The sequence below is a fragment of the Mangrovimonas sp. ST2L15 genome (assembly GCF_001280515.1).
In the GTDB taxonomy this organism is placed as follows: domain Bacteria; phylum Bacteroidota; class Bacteroidia; order Flavobacteriales; family Flavobacteriaceae; genus Mangrovimonas; species Mangrovimonas futianensis.
Genome location: NZ_LBIQ01000030.1, coordinates 1,063,468 through 1,080,092, shown reverse-complemented (window position 1 = coordinate 1,080,092; position 16,625 = coordinate 1,063,468). Strand labels below are relative to the sequence as shown.

Below are 16,625 nucleotides of genomic sequence, written 5' to 3'. Positions count from 1 at the left end.
TAGTCATGTTTCGTTCATTTTTTAACCATTAATTAGAATCATTTTAAAACCAAAAAACCCAGACAATGAATCTGCCTGGGTTATCTAATTACCTAAAATTTGTTGGGCTATAAATGGATTAATCCTTAATCCCTATTTTCTTTAAAATATCTTCCATTAAGCACCATTTGGTAATTGAAGATTGCAGTAAATTGGCCCCAACAAATATTGTAAACCAAAACCAATTTTCGTTTACATACATTCCTAGCAGCACACTAATTATTACAAACGTTCCTGCAATTGCTCTTATATACCTATTAATCATCTTATTTAATTTTAAATGTGTTTTTCAATTGGAACTACAATGGCTTTCATGGGATTATTGGTTTCCAAATCTTTATTGAAATCTGAAATCAATCCAAACAAAGTATCAATGTGCTCTTCATCTGTAAATGAAAAGAACATACTTGATTCATTACCTCCTTTTACATTAGGAAACCAACTAGAAGTTGCCAACAAAGTGGGCGCATTCTTATAACCGTCAATTTCAGAACTGCTGAAACTTTCTATTCCAGCTTTCTTAAAAAGTCTCAAAACATCCTTTTCAAAGACTTCTACTGCTGTTACTATGACTAATTTCATATACCTGTTTTTTTAATCTTGATAATTTTTACGTTCAATCATGTAGTAAACTAAAGGCACTACCAATAAGGTCAGAATGGTTGAAACAATAGTTCCTCCCATAAGTGAAATAGCCAACCCTTGAAAAATAGGATCAAATAAAATCACAAAAGCCCCTATAACAACCGTACCGGCCGTTAATAAAATAGGTGTGGTTCTTACTGCTCCAGCTTCAATAACTGCTTGTTTTAAAGGAATGCCCTCTGCCAACCTCAAATTCACAAAATCAATAAGCAAAACCGAATTTCGAACCATAATCCCAGCTAAAGCAATCATCCCAATAAAGGAAGTAGCTGTAAAGAAAGCCCCCATCATCCAATGTCCCAAGACAATTCCAACTAGGGACAATGGAATGGCAACCATCATTACAACGGGTGCTTTAAAGTTTTGAAACCATCCTACAATCAATATGTATATAATGATTATGACACCTAAGAATGCTATACCTAAATCCCTAAAAACTTCTAAGGTAATTTGCCACTCTCCATCCCACTTAACGGTATAGTCATCTTCAAAACGAGGCTGCTTTATGTACAACTCATCCATAGCATACCCATCAGGTAAAGGAATATTTTGAAGTTTATCACTCATTCCTAAAATGGCATATACGGGACTCTCAAGATTTCCAGCCATATCAGCCATCACATAAACAACTCTTTTCTGATTTTTTCTATAAATACTTTTGGCCTTAGTTACTTGTTGAATATCGACAAGGTCTGCGATGGGGACCATGCCTCCTTGATTGGATGCCACTTTTAATTGTGAAATATCCATAAGGGTTGACTTTTCCTTCTCGTCTAAAGCAAGTACAATTCCTACTTGATGAACAGCATTCTTATCATACAAAGCAGCAACTGGCTTATTGGACAATGCCATATTCATGGTATACACAATTTGCTGGGGAGCGATACCATTTAACATGGCTTTTTCCCTATCCACAACAAATTGATACTCCACTTGGTCGTCTTCTACCATCCAATCAATATCAACCACATCATTGGTATTTTTAAGAATGTCCTGAACATGATTTGCCACTTCCATTTGTTGATCGTAATCGGGACCGTAGATTTCAGCAACAATGGTAGATAAAACTGGTGGTCCCGGTGGAACCTCAACCAACTTGACATTAGCTTGATATTTCTTAGCTATCTTTTGAATATCAGGACGCATAGATTTAGCAATGTCATGACTTTGAACATCCCGGTCATGCTTATCGGTTAAGTTTACCTGAATGTCTGCCATATTACTACCTCCGCGTAAATCATAATGCCTTACCAATCCGTTAAAGGTTATTGGAGCAGAAGCCCCAACATAGCTTTGGTAGTTCACCACCTCAGGTCTTGTTGCTAAATATTGCCCAATTTCCCTTGCTACCACCGAAGTTCTTTCTAAAGTGGTTCCTTCTGGCATATCAATGACCACCTGAAATTCATTTTTGTTATCAAATGGAAGCATTTTTACCGCCACGGATTTGGTAAAGAACAAAGACACAGAACCCAAAAGCAAGAAAATGGTAATTCCTAAAAAGGTCCAACGTTTGGTTTTATTCTCAATCAGTGGTTTTTCAAACTTCTCATACATTCTAAAAATGAAGGTTCCAGAAACATCCTTCTTCTCTGGGTCATCTTCAGCCTTTTTATCCTTTTCCCTTAAGAAAATATAACCTAGATATGGGGTAATGGTTAAAGCTACAAACAATGACAATAACATGGCTATGGAAGCTCCTATTGGCATCGGACTCATATAAGGCCCCATTAATCCAGATACAAATGCCATTGGCAACACAGAAGCAATAACTGTAAAGGTTGCCAAAATGGTTGGGTTCCCAACTTCATTAATGGCATAAAGCGCTGCTTGCTTAAATGGGAGGCGTTTCATCTTGAAATGTCGATGCATATTCTCTGCAATGATAATGGAGTCATCCACCACAATACCCGTTACAAAGACCAAGGCAAACAGGGTGATTCTATTTAAGGTATAATCCAGTAAATAATAACTCAACAATGTCAATGCAAACGTTATGGGCACCGACAAAAAGACAACCAATCCACCTCGCCAGCCCATAGCCAGCATAACCACTAAAGTAACTGCTATGATTGCCCCGATTAAGTGCATTAAAAGTTCTGACACTTTTTGAGAAGCAGTTTCTCCATAATTTCTCGTGATTTCAACATGAACATCATCAGGCACCAGATTTTTCTTTAAGTGCTCTACCTTGTCCAATATAACATCTGCAATTTTCATGGCATCGGCACCTTTTCTTTTGGCTATGGAAATGGTCACCGCTGGATATTCAGACTGAAATACATCCTGCTTTTCACTTGCTTGCCCAAACCCTAAACTCACATAATTCACGGGTATTTGAGGTCCGTCAAATACTTGGGCTACTTGTTTTAAATAAATAGGTTGTTGTTGCTGTACGCCAACTACCAAATTTTCTACATCTTCTATCGACTTTAAAAATTGGCCTGTGGTCACAAAAAACTCTTCGTCATTTTTATCGAAAGTCCCAGCTCCCATTTGTTGGTTATTAGCTTGAATCATTTGAGAAACAGATAACATATCCAAACCAGCTGCCGCCAAACGATCTTTATCCAAAACCACACGCAACTCTCTATTTCTACCACCAATATCATGGGTTATTGCCACATCTTCTACTTTTTCAATCTCACTCTTAAGCTCCTGAGCTATTTGTTTCAATTGAAAATCATCATAATTATCACTCCATAATGTTAATGCCAGCATAGGCACATCATCAATGGCTCGTGTTTTAACCAAAGGCATCGTGACACCCTTGGGCATTTGGTCCATGTGCTTATTTATTTCATTGTAAAGTTTTACAAAAGAGCGCTCAATATCTTCACCTACATAAAACTGTACGATGACCATTCCTTGTTCTTCCATAGAAGTGGAATACACATATTCCACACCTTTTATATTGGAGATGATTTTCTCCAAAGGCTTAATCACCCTAGACTCTACCTCCGTTGGACTGGCACCAGCATACCCTACAAAAATATCTGCCATAGGCACATCAATTTGAGGTTCTTCTTCTCGTGGAATCAAAAACGAACTATATACACCAATCACCATGAAAACAATCATGAGAAGTACTGTAAGTTTAGAACTTATAAAGCCTTTGGCTATCTTACCAGCTAATCCTTCTTTCATCTTTTCACTTGATTATTGAACCAATACTTTGGCACCATTAAACAATTTTCCTTCTGAAGATGTGATATACGACTCATCGATTGATAATCCCGACAGCACTTCAACCATATCTCCATAAGTTCTTCCCAAACGAACCCATCTTAGTATAGCAGTCTGGCTTTCACTTACTGTATAAATCCCTGATAATTGCCCTTTGGTTACAAGTGCACTTTTAGGAACCAATACCACTTCTGATTGCTGTTTCTTCTCAACAGGAAATTGAACCGTAACAAACATACCCGACATAACATCTTTGGACTCTTCCATTTGAATGGTCACCAAATATTGTCCTCCGGTATGTTTTGCTGACGTACTAACTTGAGATACGGTTCCTTTTAAAGTTTTATTAAGTGATTTCACTTGAACCTCTACTGAACTATCCTTTGTGATTTGGGAAATTTCAGTTTCTGGAACCATGGCTATCACCTCAAATTTATTTGGATTCTCAACGGTTATCAAGGGCATTCCAGGATTGGCCATATCGCCTTTTTTTACTGTTTTTTGAGTGACTACCCCTTCAAAAGGAGCGGTGATATTCACGTATGCAAATTGCGCATTTACTTCATTCTTCATTTGTTTTGCTGCCTCCATTCTGGCATTTGCCATTTGGTATCTCGCAGTCATATCATCAAATTCCTTTTGAGAAGCACTTTGTTGCTTATATAAGGTTTGAAATCTTTCATAATCTTTTTTAGCATTTTCATAAGCGGCTTTCGCTTCCAAAATACTAGCATCAACTTGAGCTCGCTTTGCTTGAAGATCTGAATTGTTAATGGAAACCAACAATTGACCCTTTTTAACTTGATCACCTACATGGACATAGACCTCATTAACGTACCCCATCATTCGGGTACTTAAATCAGCACTATTGACCGCTTGAATTTTTCCGCTTACAGCCAAAAAAGGATTCCCTTTATTGGAAGTCGCTTCATATACTTGCACTTGTATAGGTGATATATCCTTTTGACTATTCTTTTCTTCTTTCCCTCCACAATTAAATAAGGTTGCAACAAATAATAGAGTGGAAATGGTATATACTTTTTTCATGTGTTTGTTTTATTTAGTAAGAAACTGCACATAAGACTGTGCGTAATTGTATTCAAAAATCGTTTGATAATATTCTAATTGTTTCTGAGCATATTGCGTCTCAGACATCAACAAATCGGTTGTTTTTTCCAGCCCTTGTTCAAATCTATTTTTCCTAATTCGCAAGGATTCTTCAGACTGTTCCATAGCCAGTTTACTCAACCCTAATTTATTTTTCGCATCTACGAGCATGCGTTTGGCTTTGTTCAATTCTAATTGACTTTGCGAGACATACTGCTCATATTCTAATTGGGATTTTTGATATTCCGATTTACTTTTCTGGGCCTTACCAAAACGTTTGGTCCCATTGAGAATATCCCAACTTAACTGGGCGCCCACTACATACCCATTAGAGCCCGCTTGAAAAATATGTTCATCATACAATTCATAACTCCCAAAGGCATTCAACCTAGGCAGAAAAGTCATTTTATCGGCCTGATACATGGTCTTGTAAGCATCTGTAGCCATGGCCATAGCCTTTATATCTGATCGATCCTCTGCAACAGCAGTCTCGTTGAAATCATTCAAGTTTTCAACTTGCAAGCTATCAGTAGGTTTATAAATGAGATCCTGATTTGCATCCATTAAAAATGCTAAATAATTGGAGCCATTTTGGACATTGCTTTTTGCTATTTGAAGTTGGTTTTGGATTTCAGTAACGCGAACTTCAACAGCTAGCAAATCTGATTTTTGTAGGTAACCTTGATTAAAATTATCTGTTGCCATCTTGTAATTAGCCTCTGCTGTCAGGAGTGCCTTTTCCAAAACCTCAACACCTTTATAAGCTAATTGCAATTGCATGTAGGCTTTATCAACTTCAAACACCATGTAATCTTCTGTGCGCTCTTGCTTTAAAGACATGGCGTCCATTTTAGATTTCGCCGCCTTCCGTTGAAGGAAACCATCCATATTGATTAATGGTTGTTGGATTTCAAATTTGGTAGCGAAATTTTGAACCGCATCTGGATTATTTAAAAGGTCTGGATTAAAATCTGAAGCCGTCAAGATACCCTGATTCAATTTTGACCCAAAAGCCATGAGAGGATTGGTAGTTGACAACCCAGTATGTGATGCTGTAATATTGGGAAGAAATACAGCATTGGTCTGTCTAAAATCAGCCCTAGCCTGAATAAAATCTTCCTGAGACATTTTAAGGGTTTGGTTATTTTCTTTTACTGCCGTTTGGGCCTCCATTTTTGAGATTGCCACCCTTTCCTGAGCATTCATATAGGAATATGATATTATCAAGAGCAGTATTAATTTATAGGTATGATTCTTCATGTATCTTAAAATTTATAAAGCAAAAATACATTTGGCTCTATCCGCTGTCAGTAACACATGTTACCTAAAACAAACCACTGTTTAACAAGCCTTTAAAAATCCAACCTCATGACAAATGTCATATATTCCACGAAAGCGTTTTCGTACCTTTATTATTAGAAAACAAAAACACTTTTAGTCATGTTACCTAAAAAAAATCCAGAAGTAGAAATTGGCCGAAATAGCGGTTTGTACTTCGCCATAGGGTTAAACATCATGCTATTATTTACCTATTTTGGTTTGAACTATAAATCCTATGAGAAAGACGTTTTGCTTGCCGACGTTTTACAAATGGAGCAGCAATTTGAAGAAGACATACCAATTACCAACTTAAATACACCTCCTCCTCCACCTCCACCACCAGCTGCTGCTGCACCTGAAATTATAAATGTGGTAGAAGACGTGGAAGAAGTACAAGAATCAATCATAGAAAGTACTGAATCCAATCAATCTGACAAAATTGAAGAAAAGGTAGTACAAGTGGAAGAAGTTGAAGTGGAAGAAGTAGAGGAAGAAATTGATGTTCCTTTTGCAATAGTTGAATCAGTTCCTATTTTCCCTGGTTGTGAAGGTAAAAGCAACCAAGATTTAAGAGCTTGCTTCCAATCTGGAGTTCTAGGCCATGTTAAAAAGAACTTCAAATATCCAGAAGTTGCTTTACAATTGGGTATGCATGGTAGAGTTATGGTAAGTTTTACAGTTGACAGGGACGGACATGTGTCTGCCATTAAAACCCGAGGTCCAGACAAAATTTTGGAAGAAGAAGCCAGACGAATCATTAGCCTATTGCCTGCCATGGAGCCAGGTAAACAGCGTGGCAAACCAGTAAAAGTAACTTTCGGATTGCCTATAAACTTTAAATATGTTCCCCAATAGGGTAACTGGCAATATGTCGATTCGTTTTCTGCAAACCCATTAAGAAATTCTTAATGGGTTTGTTTATGATAACATAACATCCAAAATCAAATTTAAAACGTAATATGATCTGGCTATCACATAATAAAAGAGCTTATTAAACGTTCAGTTTAAAGTTTGATAATTGGAAATTTAGATGTTTTAGGGTTAAACCCAAATCGCAATCGATTTCTAATAATTTAACGTTAATAAATTTTAATTTTTAAAAAATAATTTTATCATTGCACTAGTTTTTAATGAGTTATAGATGATGAACAGACAAGAAAAAACGCGCCCCAGCACCAAATTTCACTTACTTTTTGTACTAGCCTTGGTAGCTTATTTGGCCATTTCATTTACTTCTACTTTTTCAAAAAATAGGTCTAACCTATCTGCTTTGAAAAAAATTGAATCATTAACTGAGGTCGATTATTCCCATTTGCCCATAGCTATCCCGGATGAAGATTTCAAGCCTTTGGACACCTATTCAAATAGTGATCTAACCTCTGCCTTACAAAATGAGTTATTCAAAAACCACCAATGGAAACGATTAATCGACAGCAAAAAAATGTCTGTTGGCATCGTGGATCTAAATAATCCTTCTCAACCGCGATTTGCTTCCATTAACGGCAGTGAAATGATGTATGCTGCGAGCTTACCAAAAATTGCTGTATTGCTTGCTGCTGAAGACGCTTTGGAAAGAGGTGAATTAATAGAAAATACGCAAATCAAAAACGATATGCGATTAATGATAAGCAAATCAAACAACCAGGCAACAACGCGCATGATTGATTTGTTAGGTTTTCAGAAAATTGCTGATGTATTAACATCAAAAAGATATCACTTTTATCAAGAAAATCACGGTGGTGGATTATGGGTAGGCAAGAGATATGCTGCCAGCGGACCGACTAACAGAGAACCATTAAAAAATTTAAGTCATGCGGCAACCGCAGACCAAGTTTGTAGGTTTTACTATATGATGGTGAATGGAAAATTGGTCAATGAAGAGCGCTCCAAGCACATGCTTGAAATGATGGGCAATCCTGAATTACATCACAAATTTGTTAATACCCTTGAAAGAATAGCTCCAGGTGCTCAGTTGTTCAGAAAATCAGGATCTTGGAGAAATTGGCATTCCGATTCCATTTTGGTTTGGGATAGTGAAAGAAAATATATTTTAGTAGCTTTGATAGAGAATGAAGGTGGCGAACAGATCATCAGAAATTTAGTAACCCCTATTGAAAGGGCTATCAATGCAAGTTAACTATGCCAACAACACCTAAAAGGTTAACTTTATACCTTTTAAAAGTATTTGATATTACTGAAGATGAGCTGCAAAAAACCCTGTTATTGCAGCTCAATATTTTTCTAATCTTAACAACCCTCCTCATTGTTAAGCCTACTATTAATTCCCTATTCTTATCAGAACTTTCGGCCAGTGCATTACCTGCAGGTTATGTTTTAACAGCTATATTTGCCATCATTGGCTCTTTTTTTTACGATAAAGCCTTAGCTCATTTTTCCCTAAACAAAATTATCATAAGGACCTTAATAGGCTCCATTATCACCTTGGTCCTATTTTGTTTGGCCCTCAATCTTAAACTTAAATTAGGGCTTTTACTTTACATTCCCTATATCTGGGTTGCCATATATGGCCTTTTAACAACTTCTCAATTTTGGATTTTAGCCAACATCGTTTACAACGCTAGAGAAGCTAAACGCGTTTTTGGATTTATTGGAGCTGGAGCCATTGCTGGAGGCATTTTTGGAGGCTATTTGACTAGTGCTCTTTCAAGCTTCATGAGTTCTGAAAACCTCTTATTGGTAGCTGCCTTTTTGCTTTTTTGGTGTATACCCATCACCAAATTCATTTGGAGTAAGGAGGTTGTTAGATTAAGCCATTATCAATTAGCACATTTAAAAAGTGAGCATATTGAGAAATCTCCTTTTAAAATGATTAAATCTTCTCCTCTGCTGAGTTCTATTGGGATTGTCATTGGAATTGGAGTTATTGTTGCTAAACTAGTAGATTATCAATACAGTCATTTTGCATCGGAAATAATAACAGACAAACAAGAACTTACTGCCTTTTTTGCATTTTGGCTTTCTACCTTAAGTGTTATTTCCCTTTTGGTTCAGTTGTTTTTGACTAATCGAATTGTAGGAAGGTTAGGAGTTGGCAAGTCCCTTTTATGGTTACCTACAGGAATCTTAATTGGATCTGTATTGCTTTTGTTTTTTCCAGAATTGTGGGTTGTCATCTTTATTAAAATAGCAGACGGAAGCTTAAAACAATCTGTAAACAAAGCGGCCACTGAGCTTTTAATGATTCCCGTTCCTCTTGAAGTTAAAAAGAAGACAAAAACCTTTATAGATGTTGTAATCGATAGTATTGCAACTGGAATTGCTGGTTTTCTCCTCATGTTTGTAATACATGTCTTTAAAGGCTCCTATTTCTTTGTAAGCATCTTAACAATTGTATTTATTTTAGTTTGGATGTTTTTTATTTTCAGACTTAAAAAGGAATACATCAATGCCTTTAAATCGCTTTTAGAAAGACCACACTCTAAAAGCAAAAAGCTGGAACAACCTAAAAAAGAGGTGCCTATAAACACCATTGTTGGCTCTATAAAAAACGTATTCAAAAACGGAAACGAGTCCCAAATTCTTCACATGCTCCATCGCACTTTAGAGACGCCTGACGAACGTTTTTTTGAAGATTTAAAAAATCTCCTCAACCACGAGTCGGAAGCCGTAAGAGCATTAGCTATTGAAAACCTTTACTTTCTAAAAACTGACGATTTAAGTTCGTTAATTGAGCCCTTGATTTTTGAAGAGGATCAAGAAATAACTACTCATGCGCTTCGGTATATCATTAAAAATAAACCATCGGAAGCTTCAAATATTTTCAATAAATATTCCAAAATAAAGGACGATGAATCCATAGAGAATGCTGTTCTTATTGCACTGTCCCAAGAATTACACAACAGTCCCACACTCCAGAAAAAATTTAATTTCACATCCACCTTAGAGGAAGCCGTTAATGAATGGATTCATTTTGAAGAAGGTCCAATGAAATCCAACAAGTTAAAAACCATTCTGGAAGTCATCGGCAATATTAAGACCAAAGAGTTCTATTCTATTATCACTCAATCGCTCGCTTCAAACCAAAATGATATTGTGATTCAGGCCTTAATTTCAGTTAAAGAAATAAAATCAAAAGATTTCATTGACCCCATGCTATCTAGACTTTGGGAAAAAACATTAAGAGATGAATTATTTGATGCCTTACATGCCTATGGGGAAGGCATCATCGATTATTTGACTAAATGTATTTTAGACGATAAAATATCTTTAAAAAATAGCCAATTCATTCCAAAAGTGATTGAGCAGTTTGAATCCCAAAAAGCAATAAATGCTTTAATCAAATTGATAGACACTACAGAACATTCTGTTTCAATTGAGGCTATTGAGTCCTTGAAACGGCTTAAATGGAAGCATAAAAACCTAAAAGTAAGGGATGGTTTTGTGATTGGTAAAATATTAGATGAATGCCAAGTGTATCAAAATATCTTATCGTCTTTACATTCGCAAATCATAATTAGCTACAAAGAAGCCAAAATTAATACCTCTCAGGAAATAGCAGCCAGAAAAGGATTGATGCAAATACTGGAACAACGTTTGGATAGGCAATTACATCGTATTTTTAGTTTTCTAGGTATAAAATACTTGCCAGAAGATATAGATCCTTTGTTGGATATCATTCGTTCTGGAGAGGAAGAACAACGCGCCTATGCCATCGAGTTTTTGGACAATCTCCTCAATATTGATTTGAAAAAGGAATTAATACCAATTGCTGAATCTGCCTTTATCGATAACGAGATTTCTGAAGATATTATTAAAAAACTAAACTTACAGGTTTACAGTGAGTACAAATGTTACCAAATTCTTCTGGAACGGCATGATATTAAAATTAAGCATGCTGTTCTTTACTTGATAGAAAAATCTGGTGAAAAACGTTTCATACCATTGGTCAAAATAGTACTAAACGACCCAAGTAAATTAATTAGAGAACAAGCTCTCCAAACCTTAAATATTTTGGATAATCAGCCCAATTTATAAGCTGGCATCCAAAGCAATTTCTTTATTCAAATCAACATCAGGGGTGATAGATTGCAGATAATCTGAACTCAATGCATTTTTATTCTCTACAAATGGCCTCACTTGAAATAGCCATATTTTATTTTCCTTAAACCCTAACTCCACATCAAATGGCCCATGGATTCCCTTGGCTTCCATTTTTGATTCCAATTCTTCTCTAAATAAATTAAGTTGTTTGATATTCTGAACACTTAATATGGGGGTTTCAAACGTAGTCATCTTGGTTTCGATACCGCCCTCTTCTAATAATGATTTGTAAAAAGGTTCCCTTGCTGGCGCAATCAAATGGAACTCACCTTGATGTTTGACAGTCCATGTTTCAGCAGCCTGACCATCAACAGCACCGCCCACGCCTTTACTAAAAGCCACGGTTACTTCATCTGTTTTTCCGGTGGTGACTCCCTTCGTTATCATGACACCAGAATAATCATTGTTAACACCCGGGATTACTACAATGGATGGATATACATTTTCTGGATTGTTCAAAAGCTTTTGTCGCCATTTAAAGCTACGTTCCGTATAAGGGGAAGCCCAGACTGTTTTAATTCCATTTAGAATTTTCTCCTTTTCAAGGACATTAAATAAAGTTAAATTTAATCCTGCGCCAGTAAAATTCCCAAGATCCTCCATATTGGTATCACTTCTTAAAAATACGGCTTGCTCCCCAAAAGGAACTCCCAAAATACTATCAAAGGAGCGATTAATATCTTTTAGAAAACTATCTTTTAAAGACATTTGACTTATCAATTGTCTTAAGTTTTCCAATTCTGAAAGTTGATACGCTTCAATATTAGAATCGGTCTCTCCTGAAGACTTCATATTTTCTGCCTTAGCAAAAATACCATTCAAATAGTCCCAATAAGTTTGTTGTTCTCCAGGAATGGTTTGTTTCATGTGATCCAGAAAAATCCCAAACGGTATGACAAATCCCTCAACCACATCATCGGGAAAATTTTCTTTCAATTCTCCCAAATTTGCTGCCTTTGGTCCGCAATAGATTCCTGAAGATTTGGCATTTAATTCCCTTAAATTGATAATGGTTGTGCGATCTAATTTGATCTTATCTGTAGGAACTGTAATCATGTTGGTATTTCGCTCCTTCTTTTCAAAAAGCTTCCGTTCTATATCCGTCATATCCTTTTCCAATTTCATTATGACGTTCCCTTTATTGGAAACAGCATAAAAAACCATTTGGCCGTCAAAGGCTTTTAAGGCATTAACATTATCGCTAGATAAAGAGGTATTGGGGATTCCTAGATTTCTTGCTAATAACTGAAGATGTGAAACCAAATTACCTTCTGAAACATTTAAAATACCAGCTACAGGTTTCAGATCGGATGGTGGTCTCGCAAATACATAAATATGATTGGGATTAACACTTAAATCTTCTGCCGAACCTTCAACCACGACCAACTTCCCATAAGCATACCCCGGATTTAACCCATGTAAATGACTTTGGTTGGAAATATCTAAAACTTGATTACTTAAAGAAGACTGTTCGGTAATAAACTGTCCTAGTTTTCCAATACTATTCCCAAGATATAAGGCCACCGAACCTCTAATACGGTCATCTAAAAAACTATGAACCAAAGGCTCAAATCCTTCATAAAGCTCTACTATTGGATTAAAAACCGCATTATTTTTACCTGTGCCCCACTCCAATTGATTTCGAGCAGCTACTAAAAACGCATTGAGTTCTTCCAGGGTGGTATTTTTACCATCCACCGTACTCAAACTGGTTTGTAGCATCTCCCATTCCCAAGTTTCAGTGTACCCAGAAGCCGCAGATGCAGTGCTTAAATAACATATTTTATCTGTTAGGGTTGTTAGGTCATCATCTGGATATTCATCAATTTGTTTGGTAATTAGAGACTCTAGTTTTAAGGAAAGATCAAATAAAGCTAACCTACCTGCAACATTCTTTTCTTCTAAAATATGTTCTCGAATAAACCACATTAACTCCGAGGCTCCCTGTATTTTCATTTGGGCGCTTTCGTTTTGATATAAAGAAATATAATTTTCAATCTGATTTCGAATTTTTTCTTCTTCAACTTCCTTCAGGTACTTAGTAAGAGACTCCACTTCAACTGGTTTAAAATATTCCTTCATGGTTTTAACCAGTTTATTAATTTGCTTGTTCAATTCTGGAGTCAAATTGGCAGCCTGCTTTTCCTTAAATGCCAATACATCTTGGATATCTGCTACTTGTGGCTGACCATGAATTTTGATTCTTAAATTCATAAAAGGCTCAAATTCATCCGCAATGGACTTAGATTCGCTTCGCATACGTAGGGTCACATTATCATCGCCAATATGTGGAATGTCTTTGATAGCTTGTCTCACAAAATAAAAGTGCTTCGCTATGTTTTCATCCTCTTTCAACAACCAATGAAAAAAATCTATTCCCCAAGCTGCTTCATCTTCTGCCTGAATAGCTCCTCTATAATACTGTCCCCGTCTATTTACCCAACCATCATCTACCGATTTTAGGTATTTTTCAATCATGTATTGTTTGATTCTTGAGTGGTAATTCTCCTGATCCCAAAATTCATCAAACGAGGTATAAGCAAGAATTTGTCCAAGAAAAATATGGCTCTTATCACCCAAAGCTTCCACCTCATCCTTATATCGTGCATGTTGAATCCCTCCCTCCTCGCAGGGTTCTTTGGGCATTTGAATGGTGCTATCATCACAAAACCAACGAATATCTTTATAGGGACCTCTTGGATCCTTTTTATATTTGGAAATTAGGGCTTGAACATGCTTATTATCAATCTGATAGGATGAATTCTGTGAAAAAGCAATAAAAGGAATAAGTAAGGTGAAGATTAAAAGTGGCCTCATTGATTTTATTTTGATGGAAATCTAAATTACAAATTAAATGTTTGATTTAATACTCTAAACGATTAATTCTTAATGGAAAGAGACGAGTAGACTCCAATAAAAAAGAGGGTTGCTTTACAACCCTCTTTTTCCCAAAACCTCATCAAACAAAAATTAGCCTTTGTTGAATTCTTTATTTTTCCACTAGAAATAAAGTCACTTTAAAAAAAGCCAATTAATGACAAATAAACTACAGTATAAAATTGGCAACGTGGCCAAACTGTAGAGTGGATATGAAAATTGAATTTTTATTTTTCCTTAACCACAGTGTAAAAATACAACCAGAATATCTATCAAAACATGACATTTGTCAACTTCTCATTTTTTTTTAAAATTTTTATCTAAAAATTATAAACCCCTGTATTTTCGAGCTTTTTAAAACAAAACACTTATCATTTTAGCCTTCATATTTTCACAGAACTAGGTTATTTCCTATCTTTAAAATGTATTTTTCACACTTATACTAATGAAACATTTTTTTATCTGCAGTCTCCTCATAATTCTTTGGGGATGTCAAAAACATGACAAGTCTACCCAGCATATTTTGTCAAATGCTGATGGTAGTATAGAATTAACCTTCGATTTAAATAAAAATCTTCAACCCTACTATTTATTAAAATATCAGGGGAAAATGGTCTTAGACACATCAAGACTAGGCTTAAAAAGAACCGATGGGAATTTTGAAAGCCAGCTAAGTTTGGTTTCCGTTTCAGAACCTGAGAACATAACTGATTCGTACACCATGTTCCATGGTAAACAACAACAAATGGAATATCAAGCAAAACAGTATACGGTTCATTTAAAAAACAATCAAGACCAAGAATTTAATATCCTGTTTCAATTATCCGAAAATGGGGTTGCCTTGAAATACCAATTTCCAGAAACATCAGAAGATTTGAAAAGGATTGAAGAAGAATTTACTACTTACAAATTTGGACCAGAAACCAAATCTTGGTTGCAACCCATGGCCAAGGCGAAAACAGGATGGGAACACACAAATCCCTCATACGAGGAGCATTATGAAATGGCTATTTCACAAGACAAACCTTCTCCTATTGGTGAAGGCTGGGTTTATCCAGCCTTATTTAAAACAGATAGCGTTTGGGCGCTGATTTCTGAAACTGGACTTAAGGAAAATTTTTGTGGTTCTAGGCTAAAATACAATGAGCAGTTTGGAGCGCTTCAGGTTACTTTTCCACAAACTGAAGAAGTATTTCCTGGTGGTGCTTTAAATCCAGAATCTGTCACTCCATGGGAAACACCCTGGCGTATCATTACCGTAGGATCATTAGCAGATATTGCTGAAAGCACTTTAGGAACAGACCTGGCCGACCCGGCTATTGAAATGAATACCGATTTTATTAAAGGAGGCCTTTCATCTTGGAGTTGGGTGTTGCTAAAAGATGACTTCACCAATTATGAAACGTCCAAGAAATTTATTGATTATGCCTCAAACATGAATTGGGACTATTGTTTGATCGATTGTGATTGGGACCAAAAAATCGGATTTGAAAAATTGGCAGAACTCGCTTCTTATGCCCAATCAAAAGATGTCAAAGTTTTGGTTTGGTACAATTCGGCAGGAAGTTGGAATACCACTCCCTATACGCCAAGAAGCAAGCTTTTAACCCACGAGGCTCGAGAATCAGAATTCAAAAAATTAAAAAACATCGGTATTGCAGGGGTGAAAATTGACTTTTTTGGAGGCGATGGTCAATCCATGATAGCCTATTATCACGACATCCTAAAAGATGCTGCAGCCTTTGAACTTCTTGTAAACTTTCATGGTACCACATTGCCGCGAGGATGGCAGAGAACCTATCCAAATTTAATGACCATGGAATCCATTAAAGGCGAGGAATTTGTCACTTTTGAACAAGTCAATGCAGATTTACAACCAAGTCATTGCGCCACCATCCCATTTACCAGAAATGTTTATGACCCCATGGATTTTACGCCGATGGTTTTAGACTCCATTCCAAGAATGCACAGGAGAACATCCAAAGCATTTGAGCTTGCACTACCTATCCTATTTACCTCTGGCGTACAACATATGGCAGAGATACCGGAAGGCATGAGTAAACAGCCTGAGGAAGTTATTGATTTACTTAAAAATATACCCGTAGATTGGGATGAATCCAAATTACTATCAGGATATCCAGGAAAAGATGCTGTCATGGCAAGAAGAAAAGGAAGCACATGGTTTGTGGTAGGAATAAATGGTGAAAATATCCCTAAAACCATTCCATTGGATTTGTCATTCACAGGTTCAAAAACGGGCACCTTATTTACTGATAAACAGAAAAACTCATTCCAAATTGAAAATGTTACCTCAGATCAATTAAAAGAATTGGAGCTTAAAGGCTATGGTGGTTTTGTTCTAAAACTAGACTAAATTACATAAATACAAG

At 36.3% G+C, this 16,625-nt stretch carries 10 protein-coding genes; 4 read left to right on the top strand and 6 right to left on the bottom strand.

What is annotated here, in order from left to right; genetic code table 11:
- Nucleotides 1–118: 118 nt before the first annotated feature.
- From ZA07_RS08575 to ZA07_RS08555, 5 genes are read right to left on the bottom strand one after another with little or no spacing between them, the layout of a single operon-like run.
- Nucleotides 119–304, bottom strand: coding sequence for a DUF2892 domain-containing protein (locus tag ZA07_RS08575; protein WP_053971287.1), 186 nt, complete (start codon nucleotides 302–304; stop codon nucleotides 119–121).
- A gap of 11 nt (nucleotides 305–315) precedes the next feature.
- Nucleotides 316–621 (bottom strand): hypothetical protein, encoded by a 306-nt coding sequence (locus ZA07_RS08570; RefSeq protein WP_053971286.1) that lies wholly within the window; start codon nucleotides 619–621, stop codon nucleotides 316–318.
- A 12-nt stretch (nucleotides 622–633) separates the two neighbouring features.
- Nucleotides 634–3,831, bottom strand: a complete 3,198-nt coding sequence (locus ZA07_RS08565; protein ID WP_053971285.1) for an efflux RND transporter permease subunit — start codon at nucleotides 3,829–3,831, stop codon at nucleotides 634–636.
- 12 nt (nucleotides 3,832–3,843) lie between these two features.
- Complete coding sequence (locus ZA07_RS08560) at nucleotides 3,844–4,917, bottom strand: efflux RND transporter periplasmic adaptor subunit (RefSeq protein WP_053971284.1); 1,074 nt, start codon at nucleotides 4,915–4,917, stop codon at nucleotides 3,844–3,846.
- A gap of 9 nt (nucleotides 4,918–4,926) precedes the next feature.
- Nucleotides 4,927–6,237 carry a TolC family protein gene (locus ZA07_RS08555; protein WP_053971283.1) on the bottom strand — a complete coding sequence of 437 codons (1,311 nt, stop codon included), beginning with the start codon at nucleotides 6,235–6,237 and terminating at the stop codon, nucleotides 4,927–4,929.
- A gap of 180 nt (nucleotides 6,238–6,417) precedes the next feature.
- On the opposite strand from ZA07_RS08555, the gene ZA07_RS08550 reads away from it, so the two are divergent.
- The 3 genes from ZA07_RS08550 (at nucleotide 6,418) to ZA07_RS08540 (ending at nucleotide 11,292) form a co-directional block, all read left to right on the top strand.
- On the top strand, nucleotides 6,418–7,152 hold the full coding sequence (locus ZA07_RS08550) for an energy transducer TonB (protein ID WP_053971282.1): 735 nt from the start codon (nucleotides 6,418–6,420) through the stop codon (nucleotides 7,150–7,152).
- Nucleotides 7,153–7,438: 286 nt separating this feature from the next.
- Nucleotides 7,439–8,434, top strand: a complete 996-nt coding sequence (locus ZA07_RS08545) for a serine hydrolase (protein ID WP_231628659.1) — start codon at nucleotides 7,439–7,441, stop codon at nucleotides 8,432–8,434.
- 2 nt (nucleotides 8,435–8,436) lie between these two features.
- Nucleotides 8,437–11,292 (top strand): NTP/NDP exchange transporter, encoded by a 2,856-nt coding sequence (locus ZA07_RS08540; RefSeq protein ID WP_053971281.1) that lies wholly within the window; start codon nucleotides 8,437–8,439, stop codon nucleotides 11,290–11,292.
- Here ZA07_RS08540 and ZA07_RS08535 read toward each other — a convergent pair.
- The gene (locus ZA07_RS08535; RefSeq protein WP_053971280.1) at nucleotides 11,287–14,175 is read right to left on the bottom strand and encodes a PEP/pyruvate-binding domain-containing protein; all 2,889 of its coding nucleotides are present in this window, start codon (nucleotides 14,173–14,175) and stop codon (nucleotides 11,287–11,289) included. The genes ZA07_RS08540 and ZA07_RS08535 overlap by 6 nt on opposite strands.
- Nucleotides 14,176–14,680: 505 nt before the next feature.
- Here ZA07_RS08535 and ZA07_RS08530 point away from each other — a divergent pair.
- Nucleotides 14,681–16,609 carry a glycoside hydrolase family 97 protein gene (locus ZA07_RS08530; protein ID WP_053971279.1) on the top strand — a complete coding sequence of 643 codons (1,929 nt, stop codon included), beginning with the start codon at nucleotides 14,681–14,683 and terminating at the stop codon, nucleotides 16,607–16,609.
- The last annotated feature ends 16 nt before the right edge of the window (nucleotides 16,610–16,625 follow it).

Bases quoted from the DNA above. Each gene is read 5' to 3' on its own strand.
- ZA07_RS08540 (WP_053971281.1), top strand. From the start codon at position 8,437: ATGCCAACAACACCTAAAAGGTTAACTTTATACCTTTTAAAAGTATTT.
- ZA07_RS08530 (WP_053971279.1), top strand. From the start codon at position 14,681: ATGAAACATTTTTTTATCTGCAGTCTCCTCATAATTCTTTGGGGATGT.
- ZA07_RS08555 (WP_053971283.1), bottom strand. From the start codon at position 6,237: ATGAAGAATCATACCTATAAATTAATACTGCTCTTGATAATATCATAT.
- ZA07_RS08560 (WP_053971284.1), bottom strand. From the start codon at position 4,917: ATGAAAAAAGTATATACCATTTCCACTCTATTATTTGTTGCAACCTTA.
- ZA07_RS08575 (WP_053971287.1), bottom strand. From the start codon at position 304: ATGATTAATAGGTATATAAGAGCAATTGCAGGAACGTTTGTAATAATT.
- ZA07_RS08535 (WP_053971280.1), bottom strand. From the start codon at position 14,175: ATGAGGCCACTTTTAATCTTCACCTTACTTATTCCTTTTATTGCTTTT.
- ZA07_RS08570 (WP_053971286.1), bottom strand. From the start codon at position 621: ATGAAATTAGTCATAGTAACAGCAGTAGAAGTCTTTGAAAAGGATGTT.
- ZA07_RS08545 (WP_231628659.1), top strand. From the start codon at position 7,439: ATGATGAACAGACAAGAAAAAACGCGCCCCAGCACCAAATTTCACTTA.
- ZA07_RS08550 (WP_053971282.1), top strand. From the start codon at position 6,418: ATGTTACCTAAAAAAAATCCAGAAGTAGAAATTGGCCGAAATAGCGGT.
- ZA07_RS08565 (WP_053971285.1), bottom strand. From the start codon at position 3,831: ATGAAAGAAGGATTAGCTGGTAAGATAGCCAAAGGCTTTATAAGTTCT.